24 protein-coding genes and 1 pseudogene are annotated in these 23558 nt (G+C 71.0%); 8 read left to right on the plus strand and 17 right to left on the minus strand.

The window, feature by feature from the left end; genetic code table 11:
• Positions 1–173: 173 nt before the first annotated feature.
• The 9 genes from C0R66_RS13030 to C0R66_RS13070 form a co-directional block, all read right to left on the minus strand.
• A complete protein-coding gene (locus tag C0R66_RS13030) occupies positions 174–581 on the minus strand; it encodes a hypothetical protein (RefSeq protein ID WP_101525061.1) in 408 nt (135 codons plus the stop codon).
• 39 nt (positions 582–620) lie between these two features.
• Positions 621–1394: an ABC transporter ATP-binding protein gene (locus C0R66_RS13035; protein ID WP_101525062.1), complete on the minus strand. Its 774-nt coding sequence runs from the start codon at positions 1392–1394 to the stop codon at positions 621–623.
• Positions 1394–2287: an ABC transporter permease gene (locus C0R66_RS13040; RefSeq protein WP_101525063.1), complete on the minus strand. Its 894-nt coding sequence runs from the start codon at positions 2285–2287 to the stop codon at positions 1394–1396. Before C0R66_RS13040 ends, C0R66_RS13035 begins: the two co-directional genes overlap by 1 nt.
• Positions 2284–4335 (minus strand): glycosyltransferase, encoded by a 2052-nt coding sequence (locus C0R66_RS13045; protein ID WP_101525064.1) that lies wholly within the window; start codon positions 4333–4335, stop codon positions 2284–2286. Before C0R66_RS13045 ends, C0R66_RS13040 begins: the two co-directional genes overlap by 4 nt.
• A complete protein-coding gene (gene glf, locus C0R66_RS13050) occupies positions 4332–5537 on the minus strand; it encodes a UDP-galactopyranose mutase (protein ID WP_240311534.1) in 1206 nt (401 codons plus the stop codon). Before glf ends, C0R66_RS13045 begins: the two co-directional genes overlap by 4 nt.
• 38 nt (positions 5538–5575) lie before the next feature.
• Positions 5576–6484, minus strand: a complete 909-nt coding sequence (locus C0R66_RS13055; RefSeq protein ID WP_101525066.1) for a glycosyltransferase family 2 protein — start codon at positions 6482–6484, stop codon at positions 5576–5578.
• The gene (locus tag C0R66_RS13060; RefSeq protein WP_101526238.1) at positions 6481–7506 is read right to left on the minus strand and encodes a glycosyltransferase family 2 protein; all 1026 of its coding nucleotides are present in this window, start codon (positions 7504–7506) and stop codon (positions 6481–6483) included. The genes C0R66_RS13055 and C0R66_RS13060 overlap by 4 nt, the downstream gene beginning before the upstream one ends.
• A gap of 36 nt (positions 7507–7542) precedes the next feature.
• Complete coding sequence (locus C0R66_RS13065) at positions 7543–9036, minus strand: LCP family protein (protein ID WP_101525067.1); 1494 nt, start codon at positions 9034–9036, stop codon at positions 7543–7545.
• Between the two features lie 120 nt (positions 9037–9156).
• Positions 9157–9687 (minus strand): acyl-CoA thioesterase, encoded by a 531-nt coding sequence (locus C0R66_RS13070; protein ID WP_101525068.1) that lies wholly within the window; start codon positions 9685–9687, stop codon positions 9157–9159.
• A gap of 621 nt (positions 9688–10308) precedes the next feature.
• On the opposite strand from C0R66_RS13070, the pseudogene C0R66_RS19570 reads away from it, so the two are divergent.
• Positions 10309–10620: pseudogene (locus C0R66_RS19570) on the plus strand (LCP family protein); the annotation flags it as partial.
• 95 nt (positions 10621–10715) lie between these two features.
• On the opposite strand, the gene C0R66_RS19575 reads toward C0R66_RS19570, so the two are convergent.
• Positions 10716–10928, minus strand: coding sequence for a hypothetical protein (locus C0R66_RS19575; RefSeq protein ID WP_241901439.1), 213 nt, complete (start codon positions 10926–10928; stop codon positions 10716–10718).
• A gap of 35 nt (positions 10929–10963) precedes the next feature.
• On the opposite strand from C0R66_RS19575, the gene C0R66_RS13080 reads away from it, so the two are divergent.
• From C0R66_RS13080 to C0R66_RS13100, 5 genes are all read left to right on the plus strand, one after another.
• Positions 10964–11875: a crotonase/enoyl-CoA hydratase family protein gene (locus tag C0R66_RS13080; protein WP_101525069.1), complete on the plus strand. Its 912-nt coding sequence runs from the start codon at positions 10964–10966 to the stop codon at positions 11873–11875.
• Between the two features lie 65 nt (positions 11876–11940).
• Positions 11941–13122 (plus strand): zinc-dependent alcohol dehydrogenase, encoded by a 1182-nt coding sequence (locus C0R66_RS13085; protein ID WP_101525070.1) that lies wholly within the window; start codon positions 11941–11943, stop codon positions 13120–13122.
• Between the two features lie 122 nt (positions 13123–13244).
• Positions 13245–14240 (plus strand): TIGR03557 family F420-dependent LLM class oxidoreductase, encoded by a 996-nt coding sequence (locus tag C0R66_RS13090; protein WP_241901440.1) that lies wholly within the window; start codon positions 13245–13247, stop codon positions 14238–14240.
• A 25-nt stretch (positions 14241–14265) separates the two neighbouring features.
• Positions 14266–15279 (plus strand): NAD-dependent epimerase/dehydratase family protein, encoded by a 1014-nt coding sequence (locus C0R66_RS13095; protein WP_101525072.1) that lies wholly within the window; start codon positions 14266–14268, stop codon positions 15277–15279.
• 25 nt (positions 15280–15304) lie between these two features.
• Positions 15305–15985 (plus strand): HAD family hydrolase, encoded by a 681-nt coding sequence (locus C0R66_RS13100; RefSeq protein WP_199286678.1) that lies wholly within the window; start codon positions 15305–15307, stop codon positions 15983–15985.
• A 9-nt stretch (positions 15986–15994) separates the two neighbouring features.
• Here C0R66_RS13100 and C0R66_RS13105 read toward each other — a convergent pair whose 3' ends face one another.
• The 6 genes from C0R66_RS13105 to C0R66_RS13130 all read right to left on the minus strand — a co-directional run bounded on the left by C0R66_RS13105 (position 15995) and on the right by C0R66_RS13130 (position 19870).
• Positions 15995–16555: a hemerythrin domain-containing protein gene (locus tag C0R66_RS13105; protein WP_101525073.1), complete on the minus strand. Its 561-nt coding sequence runs from the start codon at positions 16553–16555 to the stop codon at positions 15995–15997.
• A 75-nt stretch (positions 16556–16630) separates the two neighbouring features.
• The gene (locus C0R66_RS13110; protein ID WP_101525074.1) at positions 16631–17860 is read right to left on the minus strand and encodes a Dyp-type peroxidase; all 1230 of its coding nucleotides are present in this window, start codon (positions 17858–17860) and stop codon (positions 16631–16633) included.
• Positions 17860–18471, minus strand: a complete 612-nt coding sequence (locus C0R66_RS13115; protein ID WP_101525075.1) for a copper chaperone PCu(A)C — start codon at positions 18469–18471, stop codon at positions 17860–17862. Before C0R66_RS13115 ends, C0R66_RS13110 begins: the two co-directional genes overlap by 1 nt.
• A gap of 79 nt (positions 18472–18550) precedes the next feature.
• Positions 18551–18820 (minus strand): hypothetical protein, encoded by a 270-nt coding sequence (locus C0R66_RS13120; RefSeq protein ID WP_101525076.1) that lies wholly within the window; start codon positions 18818–18820, stop codon positions 18551–18553.
• A gap of 17 nt (positions 18821–18837) precedes the next feature.
• A complete protein-coding gene (locus C0R66_RS13125; protein WP_101525077.1) occupies positions 18838–19284 on the minus strand; it encodes a hypothetical protein in 447 nt (148 codons plus the stop codon).
• Between the two features lie 28 nt (positions 19285–19312).
• A complete protein-coding gene (locus C0R66_RS13130) occupies positions 19313–19870 on the minus strand; it encodes a hemerythrin domain-containing protein (RefSeq protein WP_101525078.1) in 558 nt (185 codons plus the stop codon).
• Positions 19871–19948: 78 nt separating this feature from the next.
• On the opposite strand from C0R66_RS13130, the gene C0R66_RS13135 reads away from it, so the two are divergent.
• Entirely contained in the window at positions 19949–21592 is a 1644-nt protein-coding gene (locus C0R66_RS13135; RefSeq protein ID WP_101525079.1) for an alpha/beta-hydrolase family protein, read from the plus strand.
• Between the two features lie 18 nt (positions 21593–21610).
• On the opposite strand, the gene C0R66_RS13140 is transcribed toward C0R66_RS13135, so the two are convergent.
• Entirely contained in the window at positions 21611–22786 is a 1176-nt protein-coding gene (locus tag C0R66_RS13140) for an acyl-CoA dehydrogenase family protein (protein ID WP_101525080.1), read from the minus strand.
• Between the two features lie 85 nt (positions 22787–22871).
• Here C0R66_RS13140 and C0R66_RS13145 point away from each other — a divergent pair, with 85 nt between their 5' ends.
• Positions 22872–23549, plus strand: coding sequence for a TetR family transcriptional regulator (locus C0R66_RS13145; RefSeq protein WP_199286679.1), 678 nt, complete (start codon positions 22872–22874; stop codon positions 23547–23549).
• Positions 23550–23558: the final 9 nt, after the last annotated feature.

Below are 23558 nucleotides of genomic sequence, written 5' to 3' on the forward strand. Positions count from 1 at the left end.
CCAGTGCGGGGGAAGAGTCACACGGGTAGCAAGTTTCACATCAGTCCCACCAGTTACTCCACTGTTTCTGAGGAACTACAACGGTGTAATTTCCAGTCGACACGCCGGTCAACGCTCAGTTTGTCAACTTCTCACGCCGTTGCACAGCACTTCCTGCGGGCCGCCGGCTCCGGTCAGGGGGCGTACCCGGGGTCCATCAACGGGTCCACACCCTCGTCCCAGCAGCGCCACGGGGCCACCTCGTCGGTCTCCACGCTGCGCGCGCGGACGCAGAAGCCGCTGTCCGTCGGCTTCACCGAGACCTGGCTGTCCGGCGCCGCGGTAAAGGTGCCCGTGCCGTCCTCGGTGGGGAACACCACCACCGCCTCGTCCGGCTCCACGGTCATCGGGGAAACCTCCCCCAGCTGGGCGAGGTGCCGGTGCTGCACGGAGGCCATCTCCGAGCGGTTCTCGTACAGCGGGCGTCGATCGTCCAGGCTGTCGTCGAGGCGGTGGGCCAACGGCAGGACCAGCAGGATCACCGCGATCAGCCCGACCGCACCCAGGATGAACTGCTTGTTCAGCTCGAAGGCCTCACGCATCGTGCCGCTCGCTCTCTGTCTGCGCTGGTGACCGGGTCATCAGATGTCCGCGCCCAGGCCGTCGTCGGCGTCGACCTCGCCCGGCTCCTCGTCGTCGTACTTGAGGAAGCGGATGCCCTCGTTCACGCCGCCGTCGAACGTCAGCCTGCCCTTGTCCAGGACCAGGACCCGGGTGCACAGCTGGCGCACGGCGCCCGGGGCGTGGCTGACGTAGAAGATGGTCGTGCCGGAGTCCCGGATCTCGTCCATCTTGATCTTGCACTTGCGCTTGAACGGCCGGTCGCCGACCGCCAGCGCCTCGTCGGCGATGAAGATGTCGGAGTCCACGTGGATGGCCACCGCGAACCCGAGGCGGGCCTTCATGCCCGAGCTGTAGTAGGTGACCGCGGTGTCCAGGAACTTGCCGAGCTCGGCGAACTCCACGATCTCGTCGAACTTGCGCTGGGTCTCGGCCCGGGTCATCCCGAGGATGGCCGCGTTGAGCCACAGGTTCTCGCGTCCGGTCAGCTGCATGTCGAAGCCGGCGCCGGTGGCGATCAGCCCGGCGATGCGGCCCCGGGTCAGGACCGTGCCGGAGTCGGGGCGCATGACTCCGCTGATCAGCTTGAGCAGGGTGGACTTGCCGGAGCCGTTGAGCCCCATCAGCCCGATCGACTCCCCCTGGGCGACGGTGAAGCTGACGTCGTCCACGGCGTTGAACTCGTCGTGGGTCGGGAGACCCTTCGCCTTCGCGAGCGCGATCTGCTTCAACGAGCGGTGGTACTGCATGGTGAAGGACTTGGTGGCGTGGTTCACCTCGATGAAGTTCGTCATCACAGCCGCTCCGGGACGCGCTTCTCGAGCCTGGTGAAGGTCATCTGCGCGATGATCAGCAGGACGAACGAGAGCGCCAGCATGATCAGCCCGCGCGACCACAGGTCGGGCGGCATGTGGATCACCGTGGTGGCTCCCGGCTCCTCGGTGGTGCCGCTCCAGAAGCAGCGCTGGATCAGCAGCACGGCCTCGGCCATCGGGTTGTAGAGGTAGATCTCCGCGCCCGTGGCTCCGAACCTGTCCTGGACCATGGTGAACGGGTACATCATCGGCACGCTGAAGGTGACGAACTGGTTCAGGGTCTGCACGACCTTGCTGAAGTCCCGGAAGAAGACGTTGGCGACGCTGAAGATCAGCGCCAGCGCCAGGCCCAGGACGAGCACGATGCCGAAGCCCAGCAGTCCGGCGAGCAGCCCGACGGGGTCCGGTCGCCAGCCGGTGAGCACACAGGCGACGAGCAGGATCACCAGCATCGGGCCGGTGTGCCACAGCGAGACCAGCATCCGGGCCACCGGGAAGAGCTCCTTGGGCATGGCCAGCTTGGTGATCAGGCTCCGGTTCTGCACCAGCGACTGGGTGCCGCCCCCGAAGGTCTCGGTGAAGAAGTGCACGATCACCATCCCCGCGAACAGGTGGATGGCGAAGTTCTCCACACCCGCGCCGCGGCCGATCATGATCTGGAAGACGAAGTAGAACATCAGGAAGCGCACGGCGGGCTGGAGGTAGCTCCAGGCCCAGCCCAGGGCGGTGCCCTGGTAGCGCGACTGAATCGTGTTGTGCACCAGCATCCGCAGCAGGTAGCGCTTGCGGAACACCTCCAGCAGCCCGGAGGTGGCTGCCGGGGGCGCCAGCGGCGGCAGCTGCTGGCGCTCCGTCTCCAGCCCGGTCGTCATGGGCGACCCGCGGCGCTCTCGTCGTCGCCCTCGGTCCAGGGCCGGAAGGTCTCGGTCCAGGCCTCGGGCGAGGTGACCTCCGACAGCGCGGCCTGGTACTCGGCCGCGAGACGCGGCCACTCCCGGTGCAGCCGCTGGTGGATCTCGATCGTCTTGCGCAGCAGCTCCCGATACTTCTCCGGGTCCCGCTTGTACAGCGCCGCGGACGTGCCGTCGTTCATCGACACGATGGCGGAGTCGTAGCGCGCCAGGCGGTACCAGCTGGCGTCCATCGCGGTGAGCTCCGCCTCGGGATACTCCTTGGCCATCGCGCGCGGGGGACGCAGCTGCCGGATGGGAGCGAGCCCGGCGGTGATCAGCAGGGAGAGCCGGCCGGGGATCTCGATGCCGTCCTTGCCCTTGCGCGGCGGCTTCTCGCGTCGTACCGGGGGGAACGCGTCGGGGTCGGTCTTGAGCTGGGCGTCGGTGAACTGCTTGCGCAGTGCGTTGATCTCGCCCAGCTTGCCCGGCAGGTCGGCGTGCAGCTGACCCGGCCCGGCCAGCACGTCGAGGAGGGCCTGGTGCCGGATCTGGGCGGTGGAGTACTGCAGCGAGACCAGGTGCTTGATCTGGTGGTTGAGGCTCTCACGCACCATCCGCCCGCCCCGCTCGTACGGCGAGTGCAGCAGCGCCGCGACGAACCGGTTGCGCTGGTGGAAGTAGGCCTGCCAGTCGACGCCGTCGTTCTTGTCCGACCACGGCACGTGCCAGACCGCGGCACCGGGGAAGCTGACGGTGGGGAAACCTGCGGCCTTGGCGCGCAGCCCGTACTCGGAGTCGTCCCACTTGATGAACAGCGGCAGCGAGAGCCCGATCTCCTCCAGCACCCGACGCGGGATCAGGCACATGAACCAGCCGTTGAAGTCGACGTCCGCGCGCTTGTGCAGCCAGCGCGCCGAGCGCAGGTTGCGGGCCCCGAAGTCCCAGTCGCTGTAGCCGTCGAGCCGCGTCTGCCACCAGAAGCGCCACGGCTGGATGATCTCGCCGAAGCTGTGCAGCCGGGAGCGCGAGTAGATGCTGAACATGTGGCCACCCACGATGGTGGGGCGGCGGGCCAGGTCACCGAAGGTGATGGCACGGATGACGCCCTCGGGCTCGCACACCACGTCGTCGTCCATCATCAGCGCGTAGGTGGCGGTGCCCTTGCGCACCGACTCCAGCTGACCGCGCGCGTAGCCCCCGGAGCCACCCAGGTTGCCCTGCACGATGACTCGCAGCCGCTCCCCCAGCGTCTTCTGCGCGGCCGGGAAGAACTCCGACTCGGTGACCGGGTCAGAGCCCTGCTCCATCACCAGGACCTCGTCCAGGTAGGGGCGCAGGTCCTCGTCGTCGGCGAGCTGCCCGATCAGCTTGGCGCAGAAGTCGGGACGGTTCATGGTGGTGATGCAGATGTCGGCGGTGCCGTGCTCGGCCCGCTCGGCCGGCACCTGCGCGCTCCACTCGGCCGACTCGACCACGGCGTCCTCGTCGCCGGCGACCACGTCGTACCAGTACCAGCCGCCGTCGACGAACGGCGTCAGCGACAGCTCGAAGGAGAAGGTCGCCACGCCGTTCTCGTCCAACGCCGCACCGTTGGTGCTGCCGGTGTCGACCCGCTGGGAGCGACCGTTGGCCATCGACTTGTAGACCGTCACCGAGGAGTCCGCTCCGCGCAGCCGGACCGTCAGGGTGACGTTCTCCACGATCGTGTACCGGCGCCAGTAGGAGGCCGGGAAGGCGTTGAAGTAGGTGCCGAAGGAGAGCTTGGCACCGTGCGGGACCCGCAGCGCGGTCCGGGAGAGGATCTGGTCGGGGCGGACGCTGGCACCCGTGGAGGTGGACTGCCGGATCGCGGCGTTGTTGAGGTCCTTGGCAGCCCGGTTGCCGCCGATCTCGTAGCGGTCCGCGTCCAGGCGCGGCTCCTCCGGGTCGACGTACAGGGCGAACACGTCGGTGTCCTTGTCGATGGGCAGGATCTGCCGCTGCAGGAGCCTGGTCACGAGACCGTCCTGCGTCGTGGAGACACTCACTCGTCCACTCCTCCGCTCTTGAGCTCGGCACCGTCAGCGAAGTGCGGCCGGAGCTTGTTGTCGTACATGGAGAGGGCCGAGCCGATCGCCATGTGCATGTCGAGGTACTTGTAGGTGCCCAGGCGGCCACCGAAGAGCACCATGGGCTCGGCCTTGGCCAGCTCCCGGTACTTCAACAGCTTGGCACGGTCCTCGGCGGTGTTGATCGGGTAGTACGGCTCGTCGCCCTCCTCGGCGAAGCGGCTGTACTCGTGCACCACGACGGTCTTGCCCGCGAGGTACTTGCGCTCGGGGTGCAGGTGCTTGAACTCCAGCACCCGGGTGAAGGGCACGTCGGCGTCGTTGGCGTTGACCACCCCGGTGCCCTGGAAGTCGTCGACGTCCAGGGTCTCCTGCTCCAGGTCGATCGTGCGCCAGGAGAGCCGGCCCTCGGAGTTGTCGAAGTAGGCGTCCACCGGGCCGGTGTAGACGATCGGGACCTTGCCCCGGTAGTCCTCGGCGACGTCGAAGAAGTCGGTCTCCAGCCGCACCTCGATGTTGGGGTGCTCGGCCATCCGGGTCAGCCAGGCGGTGTAGCCGTCGACGGGCAGGCCCTCGTAGGTGTCGTTGAAGTAGCGGTTGTCGAAGGTGTAGCGGACCGGGAGGCGGGTGATGATGTCCGCGCTCAGCTCCTTGGGGTCGGTCTGCCACTGCTTGGCGGTGTAGCCCTTGACGAACGCCTCGTAAAGCGGGCGGCCGATGAGGCTGATCGCCTTCTCCTCGAGGTTCTTGGCGTCCTCGGTGGCGATCTCGCTGGCCTGCTCGGCGATCAGCGCCCGGGCCTCGTCGGGGGTGTGGGAGCGGCCGAAGAACTGGTTGATCAGGCCCAGGTTCATCGGGAAGGAGTAGACCTGTCCCTGGAACTTCGCGAAGACCCGGTGCTGGTAGTTGGTGAACGCGGTGAACCGGTTCACGTAGTCCCACACCCGCTGGTTGGAGGTGTGGAAGAGGTGGGTGCCGTACTTGTGCACCTCGATCCCGGTCTCGGGGTCGAACTCGGAGTAGGCGTTGCCACCGAGGTGGCTGCGCCGCTCCAGGATCAGCACCTTCAGCCCGAGATCGCTGGCGCAGCGCTCGGCGACGGTGAGACCGAAGAAGCCGGAGCCCACGATCACCAGGTCTGGCAGCTCACCCTGGGAGGTCGGGAGGGCGGAGTCGGTCAAGGGGGTGCTCCTCACATCGGTCATAAGCGGCCACGAGTCTAGCCGCGCGGGGCAGGACGACCCGGCACCCCACGCATGCCCCAGGCGTCCCTGATGGCGCGGATCACGTTGCGCGCCTCCGCCCGGCCGCCCCGCAGGGGACTGAGCAGGACCACCGCCGCGGCGACCGCGAAGGGCTTGAGGCGGACCGCGAGGTTGTTTCCGTAGCGCAGGTGCACCACGAACAGGTTGCGGTACATGAAGTACCCCTTCCAGCCGGCCAGGTCGTGCTGCTGGTTGAAGTCCAGCTGGCGCACCAGCACCGCGTCCCGGACCGCGACGATGCCGAAGCCCGCGCGCCGGGCCCGGATCGCGTAGTCGACGTCGTCGTAGAAGATGAAGAACGAGGGGTCGGGCAGGCCGATGGCGTCGACCACCTCGCGGGCCACCATGAACCCCTCGAACGCGACGTTCTCCACCGGCACCAGGGGCGGCATCTGGGCGCGGGCGGCGTACGTCGAGTCGACGCTGGCCGTCTTCGGCCGGATCGCCAGCGGGTTGTCCAGGTCGAACCGCACCGCGGCCTTCTCGACCAGGACGCCGTCCAGGTCCTCGCGGACCGCCATCAGGCAGGGCCCGTCCTGGGCCATCAGCACGGCCAGGCAGTCCGGTGCCGGCACCACGTCGTCGTCCATCAGCCAGATCCGGTCGTGCCCGGCGGCGTGGGCGAGCTCGGTGCCGCGGTGGAAGCCACCGGCCCCGCCCAGGTTCTCGCTCATGTGCACCACCCGCAGCGGCAGGTCTTCCCGGGCCTCCAGCACCGCGCGGGTGTGGTCGGTGCTGGCGTTGTCCACCACGACCACCTCGTCGGGCCGGCGGGTCTGGGCGGCCAGACCGTCCAGCATCCGCGAGAGCAGGTCGGCCCGGTTGAAGGTGACCACCACCACCGCGACGCTCGCGGCGCTCATGCCAGGAACCGTCGGTGCCCGGTGAAGTCCCCGCGCAGCCCGTCCCGCATCGCGGCCAGGCTCAGCCCCACCCGCCGCGGCTGCGGCCGGGTGAACAGGTAGAACCACAGCGTCTTGACCACGAACGCGAGCGCGTGAGGGTTGCCGCGGTAGGCACGGAGGTTGACCAGGTTGTTGCGCGCCATGCAGTAGTGCTTGAGGTCGCTCGGGCTGTGGTTGTACGTCGTCCGGCCGAACATCATGGGCGTGCCCAGGTCGTCGGTGGCCGGGTGGGCGAACCGGGCGGCGACGACCGTGGCGCAGCGGGCATCCGCGGCGAGCGCCCGCCACAGGTACTCCACGTCGTCGCCCCAGATGAAGAACTCCTCCCGGGGCAGGCCGATCCGGGCCACCAGCTCAGCGGTCACCAGCACCCCGTTGAACGGGATCACCACGTCGGCGATGAGCCCGTCGCGGGCAGCGGCCTGGACCGAGGCCATGTCGTGCACCACCCGGCTGCTGCCGGGCAGCCGGATCGGGAAGCACAGCCGCGAGGGGTCCTGCTCGGCCACCACCGCGGGGCCCCAGAAGTCGAGCTCTGGGTCGTGGGCGAGCAGCAGCTCCAGACAGTCCGGCTCGGGCAGGCCGTCGTCATCCATCAGCCAGACCAGGTCGGCCCCGAGCTCGGTCGCCCAGGCCAGGCCGTCGTGGAACCCTCCGGCGCCACCGCGGTTGGTCGTCGCGGTCCGGCCCAGCACCTGCGGGCCGGGCCCCAGCCCCGCGACCTCGGTCGCCGGCTCGGCCGCGGGGTCACCCGCGGGGGCCTCCAGCGCCGGCTCCAGCGGGATCGCCTGGTGGCTCGGCAGCGACGCCAGCCACTCCCCCGTGCCGTCGGTCGAGGCGTTGTCCAGGACCAGCACGGCCTCCAGCCGCGGGAGGCTGCGCAGCCGCTCGACCAGGCGCTGGAGCAGCTCGAGGCGGTTGTAGGTCACCACCACCGCGACCACGCGTCGCGGGCTCGGCGCCGGTTGCTCGGGAGTCACGGCGTACACCCTAGGGGGCGGGACCCCTGGGCCCGGTCAGCAGGCGCTGCCGAGGTCCTCGGCCTGGTTGGCGGCGTAGCCGGAGCTCAACGTGCCCACCGATCCGCCGGTGACCGGAGCCGGGGCGGAGGGTGTGCTCTGCGGCGCGGCTGGCGGGGCGTCGGTGGTGGGCGCGGCCGGGGCGGCCGCCTCGACCGGCGCGGGCGGCTGGGACGGCTTGACGCCCTCGGCCCGGTCGATCGCGGTGCTGATGGTGCTGTGCACCACGGCCATGTCCGGATCGGCGGTGGTGATCAGCGGCGGGACCAGCGAGACGGTCGACATCTTCTGCGACTTGGCCTTCAGCGCCAGCTGGAGGAAGCGGTCGACCTCGCTGCCGGGGACGTTGGTGGAGATCATCGCGCTGCTGGCCTTGGCGATCTTCTCGAAGTTGCGCAGCGCCTGGTCGGGGCTGACCTGCTGCAGCATCGCGTTCATCACGCACTTCTGGCGGGCCATCCGCGAGTAGTCGTCGGAGCCGTGGCGGGCGCGGGCGAACCACAGCGTGTCCTGGCCGTTGAGCTTCTTCACGCCCGGCTCGATGTAGTGGAAGTAGGACTCGTGCGGCAGGCCCACCGGGATCCGGTCGCGCACGTTGAGCTCGACCCCGCCGAAGGCGTCCACCAGGTCCTTGAAGCCCTGGAGGTTGACCATCGCCCAGTAGTTGATCTTGAGGTCGGTGATCCCCTCCACCGCCGAGATGGTGGCGTCGATGCCGGGGTTGTCGGAGTCGCCGAACAGGTCGGTGTGGTCCTGCGCCCAGGTGCTGACCCCGTTGAGGTAGCAGGCGTCGCAGTCGAAGCCCTGCGGGAACTCGGCTGCCATCGCCGAGCCCTCGGCGAAGGGGAAGCTGGCCATGTTGCGCGGCAGCCCGATGAGCACCGTGCGACCGGTCTCGGCGTCGATGCTGGCCACGGTGAGGGAGTCCGGGCGCAGGCCCCAGCGGCCCGCCCCCGAGTCACCGCCCAGGAGCAGCACGTTGAAGCGTCCCTCGTGGGCTCCGACCACCTTGTTGTCGCCGAACATCGTGACCATGAAGTCACGTTGCACCCCGACCAGGTGGGCGCCGAAGAGCAGCGAGCCCGCGACGGAGAAGCAGAGCATCCCGTTGACGCCGACCGCCGCCAGCCGGTGGTTCTGCAGCAGGCTGAGCGGCTGGCCGATGCGCCAGGCGTCGATGAACAGCGCCGCCCAGCCGACCGCCAGCGCCATCAGGAGCAGGCGCACCAGTCCCAGGAGCAGCGTGTTGGAGACCGCCCAGAAGACCAGCGGGTGCCACAGGACGGAGACGAGGAGCGTGATGGCGACCACGGCGACCAGACCCAGCCAGATCCGCACGGCGATCCGACCCAGGCGGCGGTTGCCCCCCACCAGCTGCGCCGATCCGGGGACCAGCAGCGTCATCACCATCAGGGCGAGCGCTCGGCGGAACCGCACCCGGGCGGCGCGTTCGGGGACCGCGAGGGGGCGGTGCGGGGCGGGGGAAGACATCGGGCCTCACTGCGTGGGGGAAGAGAACAGCTGCGACGTTCAGTATCACCAGTCACACCCGTCACGCCCGTGCAGGCGCCTCGGCGTGTCAGCCCTCGGCTGAGCTACCCCGCGCCGGCCTCAGGCGCGTCCGCGCTCGATCTCGGTCCGTCTCGCCAGCCGGTGCTGGCGCCGGATGCCGGCCTCCCGGTGGCGGCGTACGTCGGCGGCGCTCTCCAGCAGCAGCTCCGGCACCGGGCGGGCCTGCCCGGAGGCGTCGACCGCGACGAACACGAAGTACGCCGAGGCGACGTGCCGAGGCTCGTTCGCGGCGCTGTTCCACGGCTGCGCCTCGACCCGCACCCCGATCTCCATCGAGGAGCGTCCCGCCCAGTTGACCTGTCCCGAGGCCCGCACGATGTCGCCCACGTACACCGGGTGCAGGAACGCCATCTGGTCCATCGCCGCCGTCACCGCAGGCCCTCCGCTGTGGCGCTGGGCCACCGCGCCCGCGGTGGAGTCGGCGAGCTTCATGATCTCCCCGCCATGGATGTTGCCGAGCAGGTTGGCGTGCACCGAGCCGGTCATCAGCGACAGCGAGACCCGCGAGTAGGAGGTGGGGCGGGCCTCAGCGGGCTGGTCCGGGTGGTCGGAGTCCCTCTCAGAGTGCATGGTGCGCAGGCTATCCGGCGCCCCTGGGGGTAGTTTCGTGCCATGGCTGATCGACCTCGGGGAAAGGGCGGCCCCGAGGAGGGGACCCCTGAGTACCAATGGCTCTACGGCAGCGGCAAGGGCTCCGGCTCCCCGTCCCCCGCCGAGCCCACGCGTCCCGTCTCCCGGCCGTCCCGGCCCGACGAGACCCGGATGATGCCCACCACCCCGCGGCCCTCCGGCGCTCGCGCCGAGCCCCGGCGCGCCAGTGCGCCGGCGGCCCCGCCCCGGCAGCCCCCCTCTCCGCCGCGCCCCGCGCCCGCCGGCTCGGGACGCTCGCGCGGCCGGTTCCGTCCCCGGCTGCGCCTCGGGCTGCTGCGCTGGGTCTTCCTGCTGTGGCTGGTGTTCCTGGTCGCGGTGCCGTTCTGGGCCTGGGGCAAGGTCGACAAGGTCGACGCCGACCCCGGTGGTGAGCGTCCCGCAGAGCAGCCCGGTACGACGTACCTGATGGTGGGCAGCGACTCCCGCGGCGACCTCACCGAGGAGCAGCGCAAGGACCTCGGGACCGGCGGCGACGTGGGCCAGCGCACGGACACGATCATGGTGCTGCACACCGGCAGCGGGCCCAACGTGCTGATGTCGATCCCCCGCGACTCCATCGTCCCGATCCCGGGCAAGGGCACCAGCAAGATCAACGCGGCGTACGCGTGGGGCGGCCCCAAGCTGCTGGTGGAGACCATCGAGCAGAACACCGGCATCCGCATCGACCACTACGTGGAGGTCGGGTTCGGCGGCTTCGTCGACATGGTCGACGCCGTGGGCGGCGTGGAGATCTGTCCCAAGCAGGACATGAAGGACCCCCAGGCCAAGCTCGACATCGCCAAGGGGTGCCAGGAGGCCGACGGCCGCACCGCGCTCGGCTACGCCCGGTCCCGCAAGACCTACACCCAGCTCGGTGACATCGACCGGGCGCGGGCCCAGCGCGAGGTGGTCTCCGCCGTGGGCAGCACCGCCGCCTCGCCGTGGACCGTGGTCAACCCGGTGCGCTACTACCGGCTGGCGATGGCCACCGCCAAGTCCTTCACCGTCAGCGAGGGCACCAGTCCGCTGGCCTTCGCCAGGTTCGGCTGGGCGATGACCCGGGTCGACGGGGACAAGGGGCTGACCTGCGGGATCCCGATCCGTGACACCGCGGTCAACTGGGACGCCGAGCGTTCGAAGCAGTTCTTCACCCACCTCATCGAGGACGACACCGAGTCCATCCCGAAGGACCTCTGCACCCCTCGGGCCTGCCCCGATGAGCGCCGCCGCGCCCGACGGCGGCTACCAGACGATCAGCGTGAGCGTGGACGACGACGGCGTCGCGCTGCTCACCCTGGACCGGCCCGAGCAGCTCAACTCCTTCACCGTCACCATGGCTGCCGAGCTCGAGCAGTTCTTCCTCGCCGCCGCCGGCGACGACACGGTCCGGGCCGTGGTGGTGACCGGAGCCGGCCGTGCCTTCTGCGCCGGGATGGACCTCTCGGCACCGGGCAACGTGTTCGGGCTCGACGAGTCCCTGGACCCCACGCCCGCCGAGCTGGCCGCCAACCTCGACCAGCCGCCGTACGCCGACGGGGTGCGGGACACCGGCGGCAGGGTCACCCTCGCCATCCACGCCTGCCCCAAGCCGGTGATCGCCGCGATCAACGGCCCGGCGGTGGGGATCGGGGCCACGATGACCTGTGCGATGGACCTGCGGCTGGCCTCCACCAAGGCCCGGATCGGCTTCGTCTTCGGCCGGCTGGGCATCGTGCCCGAGGCGTGCTCGACCTGGTTCCTGCCGCGGATCGTGGGCGTCCAGCAGGCCCTGGAGTGGATCTACTCCGCCGACGTGCTCGACGCCGAGCAGGCGTTGGCCGGGCGGCTGGTCCGCTCGGTGCACGAGCCTGAGGACCTGGTGCCCGCCGCGCTGGCGCTGGCACGGTCGTTCGTCGTCGGCAGGTCGCCGGTCGCCCTGGCGCTGGCCAAGCAGCTGGTGTACGCCGGCACCGCGGCGCCGCACCCGCTCACCACCCACCTCGCCGACAGCCTGGCGATGTTCCACACCAGCGTGGGCGACGGCAAGGAAGGGGTCGCGGCCTTCCGGGAGAAGCGGGCGCCCGATTTCACCTCACGGGCCTCGCAGCTGCCGCGGATCTTCGCGGACCCCCCGGTCCCCCCGGGCTGAGGGTGTCGCCCTCTGCGATCAGGGGTACCGAGCGGTTCCCCCCCCTTTTCGACGAGGAGCTACACATGAAGGCAGTGACATGGCACGGCACCCGGGACATCCGCGTGGAGGAGGTGCCGGACCCGGTCATCGAGCAGCCGACTGACGCGATCATCAAGGTCACGTCCTCGGGCCTGTGCGGCTCCGACCTGCACCTCTACGAGCCGTTGAGTCCCTTCATGACGCCCGGCGACGTCGTGGGCCACGAGCCGATGGGCATCGTGGAGGAGGTGGGCTCGGAAGTCTCGAACCTCGCCGTCGGCGACCGCGTGGTGATCCCTTTCCAGATCGCGTGCGGCCACTGCTTCATGTGCGAGCGCCAGCTCTACACCCAGTGCGAGACCACCCAGGTCCGCGAGTACGGCTCGGGCGCCGCCCTCTTCGGCTACAGCAAGCTCTACGGCAGCGTGCCGGGCGGGCAGGCGGAGTACCTGCGCGTCCCGCAGGCGCAGTTCGGTCCGATCAAGGTGCCCCAGGGGCCCGCGGACGACCGCTTCCTCTTCCTCTCCGACGTTGCCCCCACCGCGTGGCAGGCCGTCGCCTACGCCGACGTGCCCGAGGGCGGCACGCTGGCGGTGATGGGCCTGGGCCCGATCGGCCTGATGTCGGTGCGCATCGCGCGCCACCTGGGCCTGCGGGTGATCGCGGTCGACCAGGTGCCCGAGCGGCTCGCCCGCGGCCAGGCCGCGGGCGCCGAGACCATCGACCTGTCGGCCGTGGACGACGTCGCCGAGGAGATCCGCTCGCTGACCGCCGGCCGGGGCGCCGACTCCGTGGTCGACGCCGTCGGCATGGAGGCCCACGGGTCCCCGGTCGCCGAGCTGAGCCAGAAGGCCCTGGGCCTGCTGCCCCGCAAGGTCTCCGCAGCCCTGATGCAGCGCGTCGGCGTGGACCGCGCCGCTGCCCTGCTCACCTCCCTGGACGCCGTACGCCGGGGCGGCACCGTCTCCCTCAGCGGCGTCTACGGCGGCATGACCCAGCCGCTGCCGCTGATGGAGATGTTCGACAAGCAGCTGCAGCTGCGCATGGGCCAGGCCAACGTCAAGCGCTGGATCGACGACCTGATGCCGCTCGCCGTCGACGACGCCGACCCCCTCGGCCTGGAGTCCTTCGCCAGCCACCACGTCTCCCTCGACGACGCCCCCAAGGCGTACGCCGACTTCCAGGGGAAGGTCGACGGCACCTTCAAGGTGGTCTTCCGCCCCTGATCCCCCGGTGCAGGGATACCCGCCTAGGCGGGTGTCCCTGCACTTAGAGGGGCATGCATGCCCCCCTAAGGTCCAGGTTCCCCGCTCAGGCGGGGTTTCCTGCAGCCCCGGCTCCGCGCTGCATGACTCCCCCAGCACCGGGGTACGGCTCGCACATGCGCATCGGCTACACACTCATGACGGAGCAGGTCAGCCCACCAGCCCTCGTGCGGCACGCCGCCCGGGCCGAGGAGGTGGGCTTCGACTTCGAGGTGATGAGCGACCACTACTTCCCCTGGCTCGACGAGCAGGGGCATGCCGGCTATGCCTGGAGCATGCTCGGCGCGGTCACCCAGGTGACCCGGCGGGTGGAGCTGATGACCTACGTGACGTGCCCGACCAAGCGGTACCACCCCGCGGTGGTGGCGCAGAAGGCCGCGACCGTGCAGCTGCTCTCCGACGGGAGGTTCACCCTCGGCGTGGGCTCCGGGGAGAACCTCAACGAGCACGTCGTGGGAGGCGGCTGGCCCTCGGTCGACGTGCGGCACGAGATGCTGGTCGAGGCGCTGGAGATCATCAACGGCCTCTTCGACGGCGGCTACGTCAACCACCGCGGCCAGCACTTCTCTGTGGAGTCCGCCAAGCTCTGGGACCTGCCCGAGGTGCGGGTGCCGATCGCCGCGGCCGTCTCGGGCCCGTCCTCCATCGCCAAGCTGGCGCCCCTGGTGGACCACATGGTCGCGGTCGAGCCGAACGCCGACCTGGTGCAGGGATGGTCCGGAGCGGGCTCGCGCGGGGAGCGCAAGATCGGGCAGATGCCGATCAGCTTCGACCGCGACCGGGAGGCCGCCGTACGTCGGGCGCATGAGCAGTTCCGCTGGTTCGGCGGCGGCTGGAAGGTCAACTCCGAGCTGCCGGGCACCGCGGGGTTCGCCGCGGCGAGCCAGTTCGTCCGCCCCGAGGACGTGGCGGAGTCCATCCCCTGCGGGGACGACGTGGCCGCGATCGTCGAGGCGGCCGCCGAGTGGCGCGAGGCCGGCTTCACCGACCTGGCGCTGATCCAGATCGGCGGCGACACCCAGGAGGAGTTCCTCAGCTGGGCCGCCGACGAGCTGCTGCCCACCCTGTCCGAGTCGTGAGCACCCCAGTCATCAGGAGGTCGGCATGAAGGTCGTGGTGATCGGCGCCACCGGCAACATCGGCACCGCGGTGGTTGACAGGCTGCTCGCCGAGCCGGAGGTCACCGGGATCACCGGGATTGCGCGGCGCACCCCGCTCGACGCCGAGGCCGCCCGGTCCGGGCGCGTGGAGTGGGTGAGCGCCGACGTACGCCGGGACCCGCTCACCGACCTGCTGCGCGGCGCTGACTGCGTGGTGCACCTGGCCTGGATGTTCCAGCCCAGCCACCGTCCCGAGGTGACTTGGGAGACGAACGCGGTCGGCACCGCGCGGGTCCTGGAGGCCGTGGCCGCCGCCGGGGTGCCGCACGTGGTGGCGGCGTCCTCCATCGCGGCCTACTCCCCACGCACCGACCTCGCTCCGGTCGACGAGACCTGGCCCACCCACGGCACCTCCGCCGCGCCGTACGCCCGGGAGAAGGCGTACGTCGAGCGGCTGCTGGACGCCGTCGAGGCGGGCGCGCAGGCACCGGTGGTGAGCCGGCTGCGCCCGGCGTTCGTCTTCCAGCGCCGAGCCGCCTCGGAGCAGAAGCGGATCTTCCTCGGTCGGCTGGTCCCCCAAACACTGATCCGGCCCGCCCTGGTGCCGGTGCTGCCGTTCCCGGACGACGTGCCCTTCCAGGCCGTGCACGCCAGCGACCTGGCTGACGCGGTGGTGCGGATCGTGGTCCGCCGCGCTGGCGGGCCGTTCAACCTCGCCGGCTCGGGCGTGGTGGAGCCGGACGACCTGGCAGAGCTGCTGCACGCTCGCCGCGTGGGCGTCCCCGCCGGCGTGCTGCGCAACGGCCTGGCCGCGGCCTGGAAGGCCAGGCTGGTGCCGGCGGACCCCAAGCTCTTCGACGCCCTGACCAGGCTCCCGATCATGTCGATCGGCCGCGCCACCCGCGAGCTCGGCTGGGTGCCCGAGCACACCGCCCAGGAAGCCCTGGCGGAGCTGCTCCTTGCCCTGCCCGACAAGGCCGGGCACGGCACCGCTCCGCTGCACCCGACCGGCTCCTGACCCTGACGAAAGCGAGAACGTCCCCGTGACCCCTGCCCTGCCCCTGGTGGTCGACACCGTCCTGCTGGACATCGACGGCACGCTGCTGGACTCCAACTACCACCACACGGTGGCGTGGCTGCGCGCGTTCGCCCGCCACGGGCACGACGTGGCCGGCTGGGTCGTGCACCGGCACGTCGGCATGGGCGGCGACAAGCTGGTCGCCGCGGTGGCCGGGGACGCGGTCGAGGAGAGCGACGGCGACGCGATCCGCGAGGCGTGGGAGAAGGAGTACGAGGAGATGATCGAGCAGACCACCCTGTTCCCGGGCGCTCGCGACCTGCTGGACTCCTTGGGCGAGCGTGGCCTCGGCGTGGTGCTGGCCAGCTCCTCGATCCCCGAGCACGCCGAGCACGCGCTGCGGCTGCTGGACGCCGAGGAGAAGGTCGACGCCTCGACCACGGCCGAGGACGCCGAGGAGACCAAGCCGGACCCGGAGCTGCTCGACGTCGCCCTGTCGAAGGTCTCGGGCAGCCGGGCCCTGCTCGTCGGCGACACCGTGTGGGACGTCAAGGCCGCCAACGCCCGGGGCATCCCGACCGTCGCCGTGCTCAGCGGGGGCTTCGGCAAGGACGAGCTGGAGGAGGCCGGTGCCGCGTGCGTGCTGCGCGACGTGGCCGAGCTGCTCGCGCGGCTCGACGAGGTCGTCGCGCCGCGCGAGAGCTGAGCCTGGAGCTCACTCCTCGGCGGCCTGCTCCTGCAGGGTCTCCTTGAGCTGCTCCTTGGACAGCGATGAGGCACCCTCGACGTTCATGTTCTCGGCCTGCTGCTGGAGCTGGGCCTTGGTGACGTCCTCGACCTGGTCCCCGAGGAGCTCCTTGCGCACGGCGAGGAACTCCTCCCCGAGCTCGAGCAGCCGGTCGGCCGACATCTTCTCGCGCATGCCGGGCAGCACCGTCTCCTCCTCCTCCTCGAGGTGGTGGGTGACGGCCTCGATCACCTGCTCCAGGATGTCCCCGAACTCGCTGGACTCCGGGTCCTTGCCCGCGAGCTTCTCCATCAGCTCGTCTGCCTCGACGTGCTCCTCCTGGCTGTGCTCGACCTCGTCGGCCTCGTCCGCCTCGTTGATGGCCGCCGGGTAGATCACCGCTTCCTCGGCGCGCCCGTGGGCGAAGAGCAGGGTGGTCAGCACCGGGGTGACGGTGGCTCGCTTGGTCGGGTCGGTGCGCAGGACGGCGAAGAGCCGCTCGAACTCGCGGTGGTCGTCCATGATGAGGTCAACGACGTCACGGGGCATGGGGTGTCCTTCCGGGTGGGGGACGGGTTGGGTACCCCGCGGCCCGCCTCTGGATGCGCCTGCGGTGCTGAGTGCTCACCCATCGAGCACGCGCTGCCCCAGCCACTCCCCCTCGGTGAAGCCCGGAAGCACCGCGAACTCCGCGGACCCGACGGCGGTGGTCCACTCGTTCAGCTCGTCGGCCTCGTCCAGGGTCCTCTGGATCCGGACGAACTGCCGCGTGAGATCGGCCTGGAAGCTGGAGAAGAGCAGGCCCGCCTCCGACCGGCCCGGATCCGTCACCTCGTAGTTCGCGCCCTTGCGGAAGATCCGTGCCCCGCCGTTGGACGAGGGGTGCGAGCGTCGCGCGTGCGCCTGGACGGCCACCACCGGGCGACCGTCCCGGCGAGCGGCCAGATCGACGTCGTCCAGCTCTGCTCCCCCGGTCAGCGGTGCTCCCGTGGCCAGGTCCCGGCCCACGGAGCGCTCCTGCTCCTGGCGGGTCAGCTCGTCCCAGGTCGGCAGGTCCATCCGGATCCGCCGCAGCACCATGGTGGTGCCGCCCGCCCAGGGGCCGTCGTCGATCCACACCGTCGTGTCGAACAGCGGTGTGCCGGGACGCGGGTTGGCGGAGCCGTCCACCTGGCCGAAGAGGTTGCGCCCGGTGGCCGGACGGCCGTCGGGACCGACGGGGTTCCACGATCCCTGCTGGCGCCAGCGCAGCTCGGCGAAGGGCCCGGCGTCGGCGACCAGCCGTCGTACCGCGTGGCCCACGGTGGTGCCGTCGCGACCGGCGACCACCAGCACCAGGTCCCCGCCGGACCAGTCCGGCTCGAGGCGGTCGTGCCGCATCGCGGGGACCGGCGCGAAGCCCCTGGGCACCGGCAGGTCCCAGGTGCCGTCCAGCAGGGGCGCGCCGAGCCCTACGGTGACCGTGAGGTCGGCGACCGGGCTGGCGAGCCACGGAGTGGTGTCCCCGGGCGTCCCACGTCCGGTGGTCAGCGCCTCCACGTCGCCGGTCCACACGCGCAGCAGCCGTCCCAGGGCCGCCACGTCGGCCTCGCGCCGCACCCCCGGCAGCAGGTCCAGCGCCACGATCTCGGTAACGGCGCTCGACCCCGCGGCCACGCCGGGCTGGTGAACCCCGTACGGCGACACCGTGCGGCCCGAGGACGGTCCCGGGACGGGTTCGGCGCCGGGGACGGCCGAGTGCCCGCGCAGCGCGGCGGTCCCCGTCGCGCCCGCCGCGGTGCCGACGGCCGCCGATCCGAGATAGCCCAGGAACCGGCGCCGACCGAGTCCGGGACCGCTTGTCGAGGCGGACATCAGTGGGAGTGGTTCTCGTCCGTGCCGGGCGCGTGGTAGTGCCCCTCCTCCTCGGTGAACGCCTTCACCGGGGCCGTCACCTCGACCTGTGTGCCGTCGTCGAGCTCCAGCGTGAGCTCGACCTCGTCGCCGGGGGCCAGCTCTGTGGTCAGGTCCATCAGCATCACGTGCATGCCGCCGGGCTGCAGCAGCTGGCCGCGTCCCGGCTCGAGGGCGATGCCGTCGGCGATCTGCCGCATCGCGGCCTTGCCGTCGACCTCTGCCATCTCGTGCAGCTGCACGGTCCCGGCGACCTCCGAGCTGGCGCCGACCACGCGCAGCGCGACGTCGCCGGTGTTGTCCAGCGTCATGAAGGCGGCACTCATCGTCGGATCCTCGGTCCCGGTGGTGGCCCGCACCCACGGGTCCTCGACCTCGAGCACCGGGTTGGCACCGGTACTGGCCGAGGTGCTGGCCGAGCTGGGTCGATCGCCGGCCGAGGAGCTGGAGGCCTCATCGCCGCAGGCCGTCAGGGCGGAGCCCAGCAGCAGCGCCGCGGCGGCGCCGGACAGTGCCCGGGACAGGGCACGGGACAGGTGGGTGGACGGTCGGGGCAGGGTGGTGCGGTTCATCAGCGTTCTCCTCGCGAGAAGTCAGGGCGACGGCCCCGCACACGGCCGTGGCGGGGCTGGGGAGGGCCCGACCAGAAGGTCAGGCGAGGAGGACGGGCGGGCCGCGCCGTCTCAGGACGGCACGGTCTCGGCGCTGCGAGGTGCGCACCGCGACGTCGGGCCAGCGGAGCCGGCCGGCACAGCGGGCGATGCCCAGACGCATCTGGGCGGCCGCCAACCGCCGGCGTCCGGACGCCCGGGCGACGTCACCACGCGCGGTGACGAGCAGCAGCAGGGCCCACAGGGCGGACTCCCCCACCGAGAGGAACAGTCCCAACACGACCGCCCCGGCCAGGTGGGCCACCACCATCGCGAGACCCTGGTCACTCAGGTGCTGCAGCTGGTGCGCCCACCAGCCGCCGTGGCCGGAGCCGGCACCGGTCGGCGTCGGGACGGAGGCCGCGTAGAGGTCGTACAGGCTGCCGCTCCGTCGCCCGCTGCCCTCCGGCAGCGTCGCCGGGGCAGGACGACGGGTCCTGTGGCGGTGGCGTCGCCGCGGTGGCCGGCGAGCGCGGCCAGCAGGCCGTGCGTCAGGGTCTGGCCCGTCGCCACAAGCAGCACCAGCGCGGTGCGGCCGACCCGGCGACGCAGGAACAGCGTCGCCAGCGGCACGCCGGCGGCCAGCAGCAGCATCATCGCCGCTGGCCCCGGAAGCCTGCCGCCACCGGCGAGGTGGGAGACGGTCCCAGTGCCCAGCCCCACCGTCGCGAGCACCACCGCACGCCCCCAGAGCAGGTTTGCGCTGAGGGCGGGAAGGGGTGGGCGGCGGTCCATCGCCGCCGACCCTACCCAGGTGCTCGGCTCAACCCTTGCGGAGCACGGCGGTGACGGCGTCGCGGGTGCGGTCCACCACCGAGGCCAGCGGCCCCGCCATCAGGTTGGTGGTCATCGAGCTGCCCACCGACGGGTGCGGATGAGTGGGGGCGATGGCCTCCACCGCCTGCAGGGCCAGCGCCATCACCCGCAGCTGCCGGTCATCGGCGGCCTCACGCAGCAGCGGGAACTCCTCGCGCTCCTCGGCGTCGGCGTGGGCGAGGACCGCGATGCGCAGCGTGCGGAGCCGGGGGTCGAAGTCCGTCTCGGAGACGTCCATGCCGTCCATCGCGGCCAGCAGCTTCTTGGACTCCGTCTCCTCCTCCAGCCGGGCGTCGACCACGTCGTTGGCCCCGCTCATCCGGACCCGCGGGTGGGTGATCAGCTCCTCGGCGGTCTCGTGCACCGCCAGGAAGCGCCGCAGCTCCTCGAACTTTGCCTGCTTGGCCGCACCCGAGGCACTCTCGACGTCCGCGAAGAGATCACGGATGTGTTGGTGCTGGGCGACCAGCAGCTCGATCACGTCTGACTTCTCGGCTGTCGTCATGGTGCCGACGTACCCACGGGTGCTCGCGGCCGAACGCCGGCGGGAGTAGTTTCTCGGTGAGGCGAGGAGGTACGCCCGGTGACCTTCGACACACTCCTGCGCCGTCCGAGCCTGGTGGGCACGCTGCTGGCCGCATGGTTCTTCGCCCAGTCCCTGGCACCGTCGCTGCTGGCCCGCTCGTGGCTCTTCCAGGGTGTGCTCAGCGGGGCCTCGGTGGCCCTGGGCTACGGGCTCGGGCTGGGCCTCACCCGGCTCGGCAAGCTCCTGCGGGTCCGCCGGGGCTGGGGAACCGCCCCGTTCGGGGCCGCCCTGGATCGGCGGGTCCGGCTGCTCGTCGCCGGGGGCGTCCTGGGGTACGTCGTCTGGGCGGTCTCACGCGCCGTGGACCAGCACCGGTGGACCTGGGAGCGGCTGGGCTACGAACGATCGTCGTTCTGGTACGTCTACGGCGGCACGCTGCTCCTGGCTGCGGGGGTCGCGCTGGCGTTCCTCGCCATCGGGACTCTGTTGAAGCTCCTCTGGCTCCGGACCACGCGGCTGGGCGCGCGGATGCTGCCGACCTGGATCGCGGCGGCGCTGTCCCTGGTCCTGGTCGCGTGGGTGGTCCTGGCAGCGCTGAACACCTTCGTGCTGCAGCGCACCCTGGACGGCCTCAACTCCGGCTTCGCGCTCAGCGACCTGGACACCGCCGGGGACCCTGAGCCACCCGCCTCGCTGCTCCGATCGGGGGGCCCGGACTCCGCAGTGGCATGGGACGAGGCCGGCCACGAGGGACGGCGCTTCCTCACCCGGGGGCCGAGCACCGACGAGCTCGCCGACTTCGCCACCGGCGCGGTCACCGAGCCGATCCGGGTCTACGTCGGTCGCGCCTGCGCCGAGACGGTCGCGGGGCGGGTGGAGCTGGCGATGGCCGAGCTGGACCGGTTCGGCGCCTTCGAGCGCGCGGCGCTGCTGGTGGTGCTGCCCACCGGAACCGGGTGGATCAACGAGCAGCTCGTGCAACCGGTGGAGTACTTCCACGACGGCGACGTCGCCGTCGTCACGGTGCAGTACTCCCACCTGCCCAGCCCGCTGGCGTTCCTCTCGGAGTCCGCGGCCGCGGGCGACACCGCAGTCGCGCTGATGGCGGCCGTCGAGGACCGGCTCGCCGGGTTGGACGGCGTACGGCCGGACCTCTACATCGCCGGGGAGAGCCTGGGCTCCTTCGGCGGCGCACAGGCCTTCGACTCCCTCGCCGACAGCGCCGCGCGGGTCGACGGCGCGGTCTGGGTGGGCCCGCCGGAGACCATGCACCTGCGCCGGGAGGCCGAGCGGGTGCGGCGCCCGGGGTCGCTCCAGATCCGTCCCGTGGTGGGGGACGGCCGGACCTTCCGCTTCGTCAACCGGGAGAGCGACATCACTGCGGACCCCGCCCACTCCGTCTTCCTGCAGCAGGCCGACGACCCCATCGTGTGGTGGGACTGGGAGACCGCGCTGGAGCGGCCGGACTGGCTGGAGGAGCCGCTGGACGCGGCCGTCAACCCCGCCATCAGCTGGACGCCGGTGACGACGTTCCTGCAGCTCGCAGTCGACATGGCGGTGAGCAACGACTTCGACGAGGACCACGGCCACCGCTACGGCACCCAGCCGCTGAGCGCCTGGTACGCCGTGGTCCAGCCTGTGGAGTGGACCCAGCCCGAGGTGGAGCGACTGCGTGCTCGTCTGGCAGCCGTCTCCCGGTAGCCCGCCGTCGCCTCCGGGTCAGAGCTGGCTCTGCACCCCGGCCAGGAGCTGGCGAGCCATCACGATCCGCTGCACCTGATTGGTGCCCTCGTAGATCTGGGTGATCTTGGCGTCGCGCATCATCCGCTCCACCGGGTAGTCGCTGGTGTAGCCGTAGCCACCGAGGACCTGGACGGCGTTGGTGGTGACATCCATCGCCACGTCGGAGGCGAAGCACTTGGCCGCGGCGCCGAAGAAGGTCAGGTCGGAGTCGCCCCGCTCGGAGCGACCGGCTGCGGCGTAGGTCATCTGGCGAGCCGCCTCCACCTTCATCCCCATGTCGGCGAGCATGAACTGCAGCCCCTGGAACTCGGCGATGGACTTGCCGAACTGCTGGCGCTCCTTCGCGTACTCCAGTGCGTAGTCCAGCGCGCCCTGGGCCACGCCGACCGCCTGGGCGGCGATGGTGACCCGGGTGTGGTCGAGGGTCTTCATGGCGGTCTCGAAACCGGTGCCCTCGGCGCCGATCATCCGGTCCGCCGGGATCCGCACGTTGTCGAAGTAGACCTCGCGAGTCGGGCTGCCCTTGATGCCCAGCTTCTTCTCCTTGGCACCGAAGGAGACGCCGGCGTCGGACTTCTCCACCACGAACGCCGAGATGCCGCGCGAGCGCTTCTCGGGATCGGTCACGGCCATGACGGTGTAGTACTCGGACTCGCCGGCGTTGGTGATCCAGCGCTTCACGCCGTTGAGCACCCAGGAGTCGCCGTCGCGCACCGCACGCGTCTTCATGCCGAGCGCGTCCGAGCCGGCGTCGGGCTCGGAGAGGCAGTAGGAGAAGCCGCCCTCGCCGCGGGCCAGCCTGCCCAGGTACTTGGCCTTGAGCTCCTCGGAACCGGCGATCTGCACCGGGAGGGAGCCGAGCTTGTTGACCGCGGGGATCAGCGATGAGGAGACGCACGCCCGGGCGACCTCCTCGATGACCAGGACGGTGGCCAGCGCGTCGGCGCCGGCGCCGCCGTACTGCTCGGGCACGTGCGGGGCGTGGAAGTCCGCGGCGCGCAGCGCGTCGGCGGCTTCCTGGGGGTACCGCGCCTGCTCGTCGACCTCTGCGGCGTACGGCGCGACCTTGGCGTCACAGACCGCGCGGACGGCCTCGCGGATCGCCTTGTGCTCCTCGGAGAGCTGGTACAGGTCGAAGTCAGGGTTGCTCATGGTCTCTTCTCTTGCTCTGGTCTCATCACACGTCGGGACTCAATCCCGCTGCTACGGTACTCAGTACCGTATCCGAGGAGGCATCGTGGTCAGCAGCCGGCAGCGTCTGATCGAGGCGGCCTTCGCGCTCTTCGACGAGCGCGGGTTCGAGGAGACCACCGTCGAGGACGTCGCCGAGCGCGCCGGAGTCGGCCGCACGACGTTCTTCCGGGTCTTCAAGTCCAAGGAGGACGTGATCTTCCCCGATCACGCGGTCCTGCTCGCCGCAGTTCGCGACCGGCTCGCCACCGCCACTGACGCGACCGCGTCGGTGGCCGTCACCGAGGCGGCGCGACTGGTGCTGAAGCACCATCTCGCAGAGGGCGACCGAGCCAGGATCCGCTACCGCCTCACCCGCACCGTTCCCACCCTGCGCGCCCGCGAGATCGCCAGTCAGCAGCAGTACCAGCGCACGTTCCGCGAGTTCGTGCACGACTGGCTGGGGTCCGCACCCCACACGGCGCTCCGGGCTGAGCTGCTGGCCAACGCCGTGATCACCGCGCACAACCACGTGCTGCGGCGGTGGCTGCGCGACCAGATCGACGCCCAGGCCGCCAACGCCGAGTTCGACGTGGCGATGGCGCACGTGGTGTCCCTGCACGGCACCCGGCCGGACGCCCCAGGTGAACGCGAGGCCAGCCTGGTGGTGCTCCGCACCACGCGCCCCCTGGCCCAGATGCTGCCGGCGCTGCGCGAGATCGCCGGGCATCCGCTCCAGGACTGATCGCGGTCC

Origin of the sequence: Nocardioides houyundeii (assembly GCF_002865585.1) — a bacterium.
GTDB classification, from domain to species: domain Bacteria; phylum Actinomycetota; class Actinomycetes; order Propionibacteriales; family Nocardioidaceae; genus Nocardioides; species Nocardioides houyundeii.

Coding starts and splice junctions, on each gene's coding strand:
- C0R66_RS13030 (WP_101525061.1), bottom strand. CDS start 581: ATGCGTGAGGCCTTCGAGCTGAACAAGCAGTTCATCCTGGGTGCGGTC.
- C0R66_RS13035 (WP_101525062.1), bottom strand. CDS start 1,394: ATGACGAACTTCATCGAGGTGAACCACGCCACCAAGTCCTTCACCATG.
- C0R66_RS13040 (WP_101525063.1), bottom strand. CDS start 2,287: ATGACGACCGGGCTGGAGACGGAGCGCCAGCAGCTGCCGCCGCTGGCG.
- C0R66_RS13055 (WP_101525066.1), bottom strand. CDS start 6,484: ATGAGCGCCGCGAGCGTCGCGGTGGTGGTGGTCACCTTCAACCGGGCC.
- C0R66_RS13065 (WP_101525067.1), bottom strand. CDS start 9,036: ATGTCTTCCCCCGCCCCGCACCGCCCCCTCGCGGTCCCCGAACGCGCC.
- C0R66_RS13070 (WP_101525068.1), bottom strand. CDS start 9,687: ATGCACTCTGAGAGGGACTCCGACCACCCGGACCAGCCCGCTGAGGCC.
- C0R66_RS19575 (WP_241901439.1), bottom strand. CDS start 10,928: ATGGACTCGGTGTCGTCCTCGATGAGGTGGGTGAAGAACTGCTTCGAA.
- C0R66_RS13080 (WP_101525069.1), top strand. CDS start 10,964: ATGAGCGCCGCCGCGCCCGACGGCGGCTACCAGACGATCAGCGTGAGC.
- C0R66_RS13085 (WP_101525070.1), top strand. CDS start 11,941: ATGAAGGCAGTGACATGGCACGGCACCCGGGACATCCGCGTGGAGGAG.
- C0R66_RS13090 (WP_241901440.1), top strand. CDS start 13,245: ATGACTCCCCCAGCACCGGGGTACGGCTCGCACATGCGCATCGGCTAC.
- C0R66_RS13095 (WP_101525072.1), top strand. CDS start 14,266: ATGAAGGTCGTGGTGATCGGCGCCACCGGCAACATCGGCACCGCGGTG.
- C0R66_RS13105 (WP_101525073.1), bottom strand. CDS start 16,555: ATGCCCCGTGACGTCGTTGACCTCATCATGGACGACCACCGCGAGTTC.
- C0R66_RS13110 (WP_101525074.1), bottom strand. CDS start 17,860: ATGTCCGCCTCGACAAGCGGTCCCGGACTCGGTCGGCGCCGGTTCCTG.
- C0R66_RS13115 (WP_101525075.1), bottom strand. CDS start 18,471: ATGAACCGCACCACCCTGCCCCGACCGTCCACCCACCTGTCCCGTGCC.
- C0R66_RS13120 (WP_101525076.1), bottom strand. CDS start 18,820: ATGGTGGTGGCCCACCTGGCCGGGGCGGTCGTGTTGGGACTGTTCCTC.
- C0R66_RS13125 (WP_101525077.1), bottom strand. CDS start 19,284: ATGGACCGCCGCCCACCCCTTCCCGCCCTCAGCGCAAACCTGCTCTGG.
- C0R66_RS13130 (WP_101525078.1), bottom strand. CDS start 19,870: ATGACGACAGCCGAGAAGTCAGACGTGATCGAGCTGCTGGTCGCCCAG.
- C0R66_RS13140 (WP_101525080.1), bottom strand. CDS start 22,786: ATGAGCAACCCTGACTTCGACCTGTACCAGCTCTCCGAGGAGCACAAG.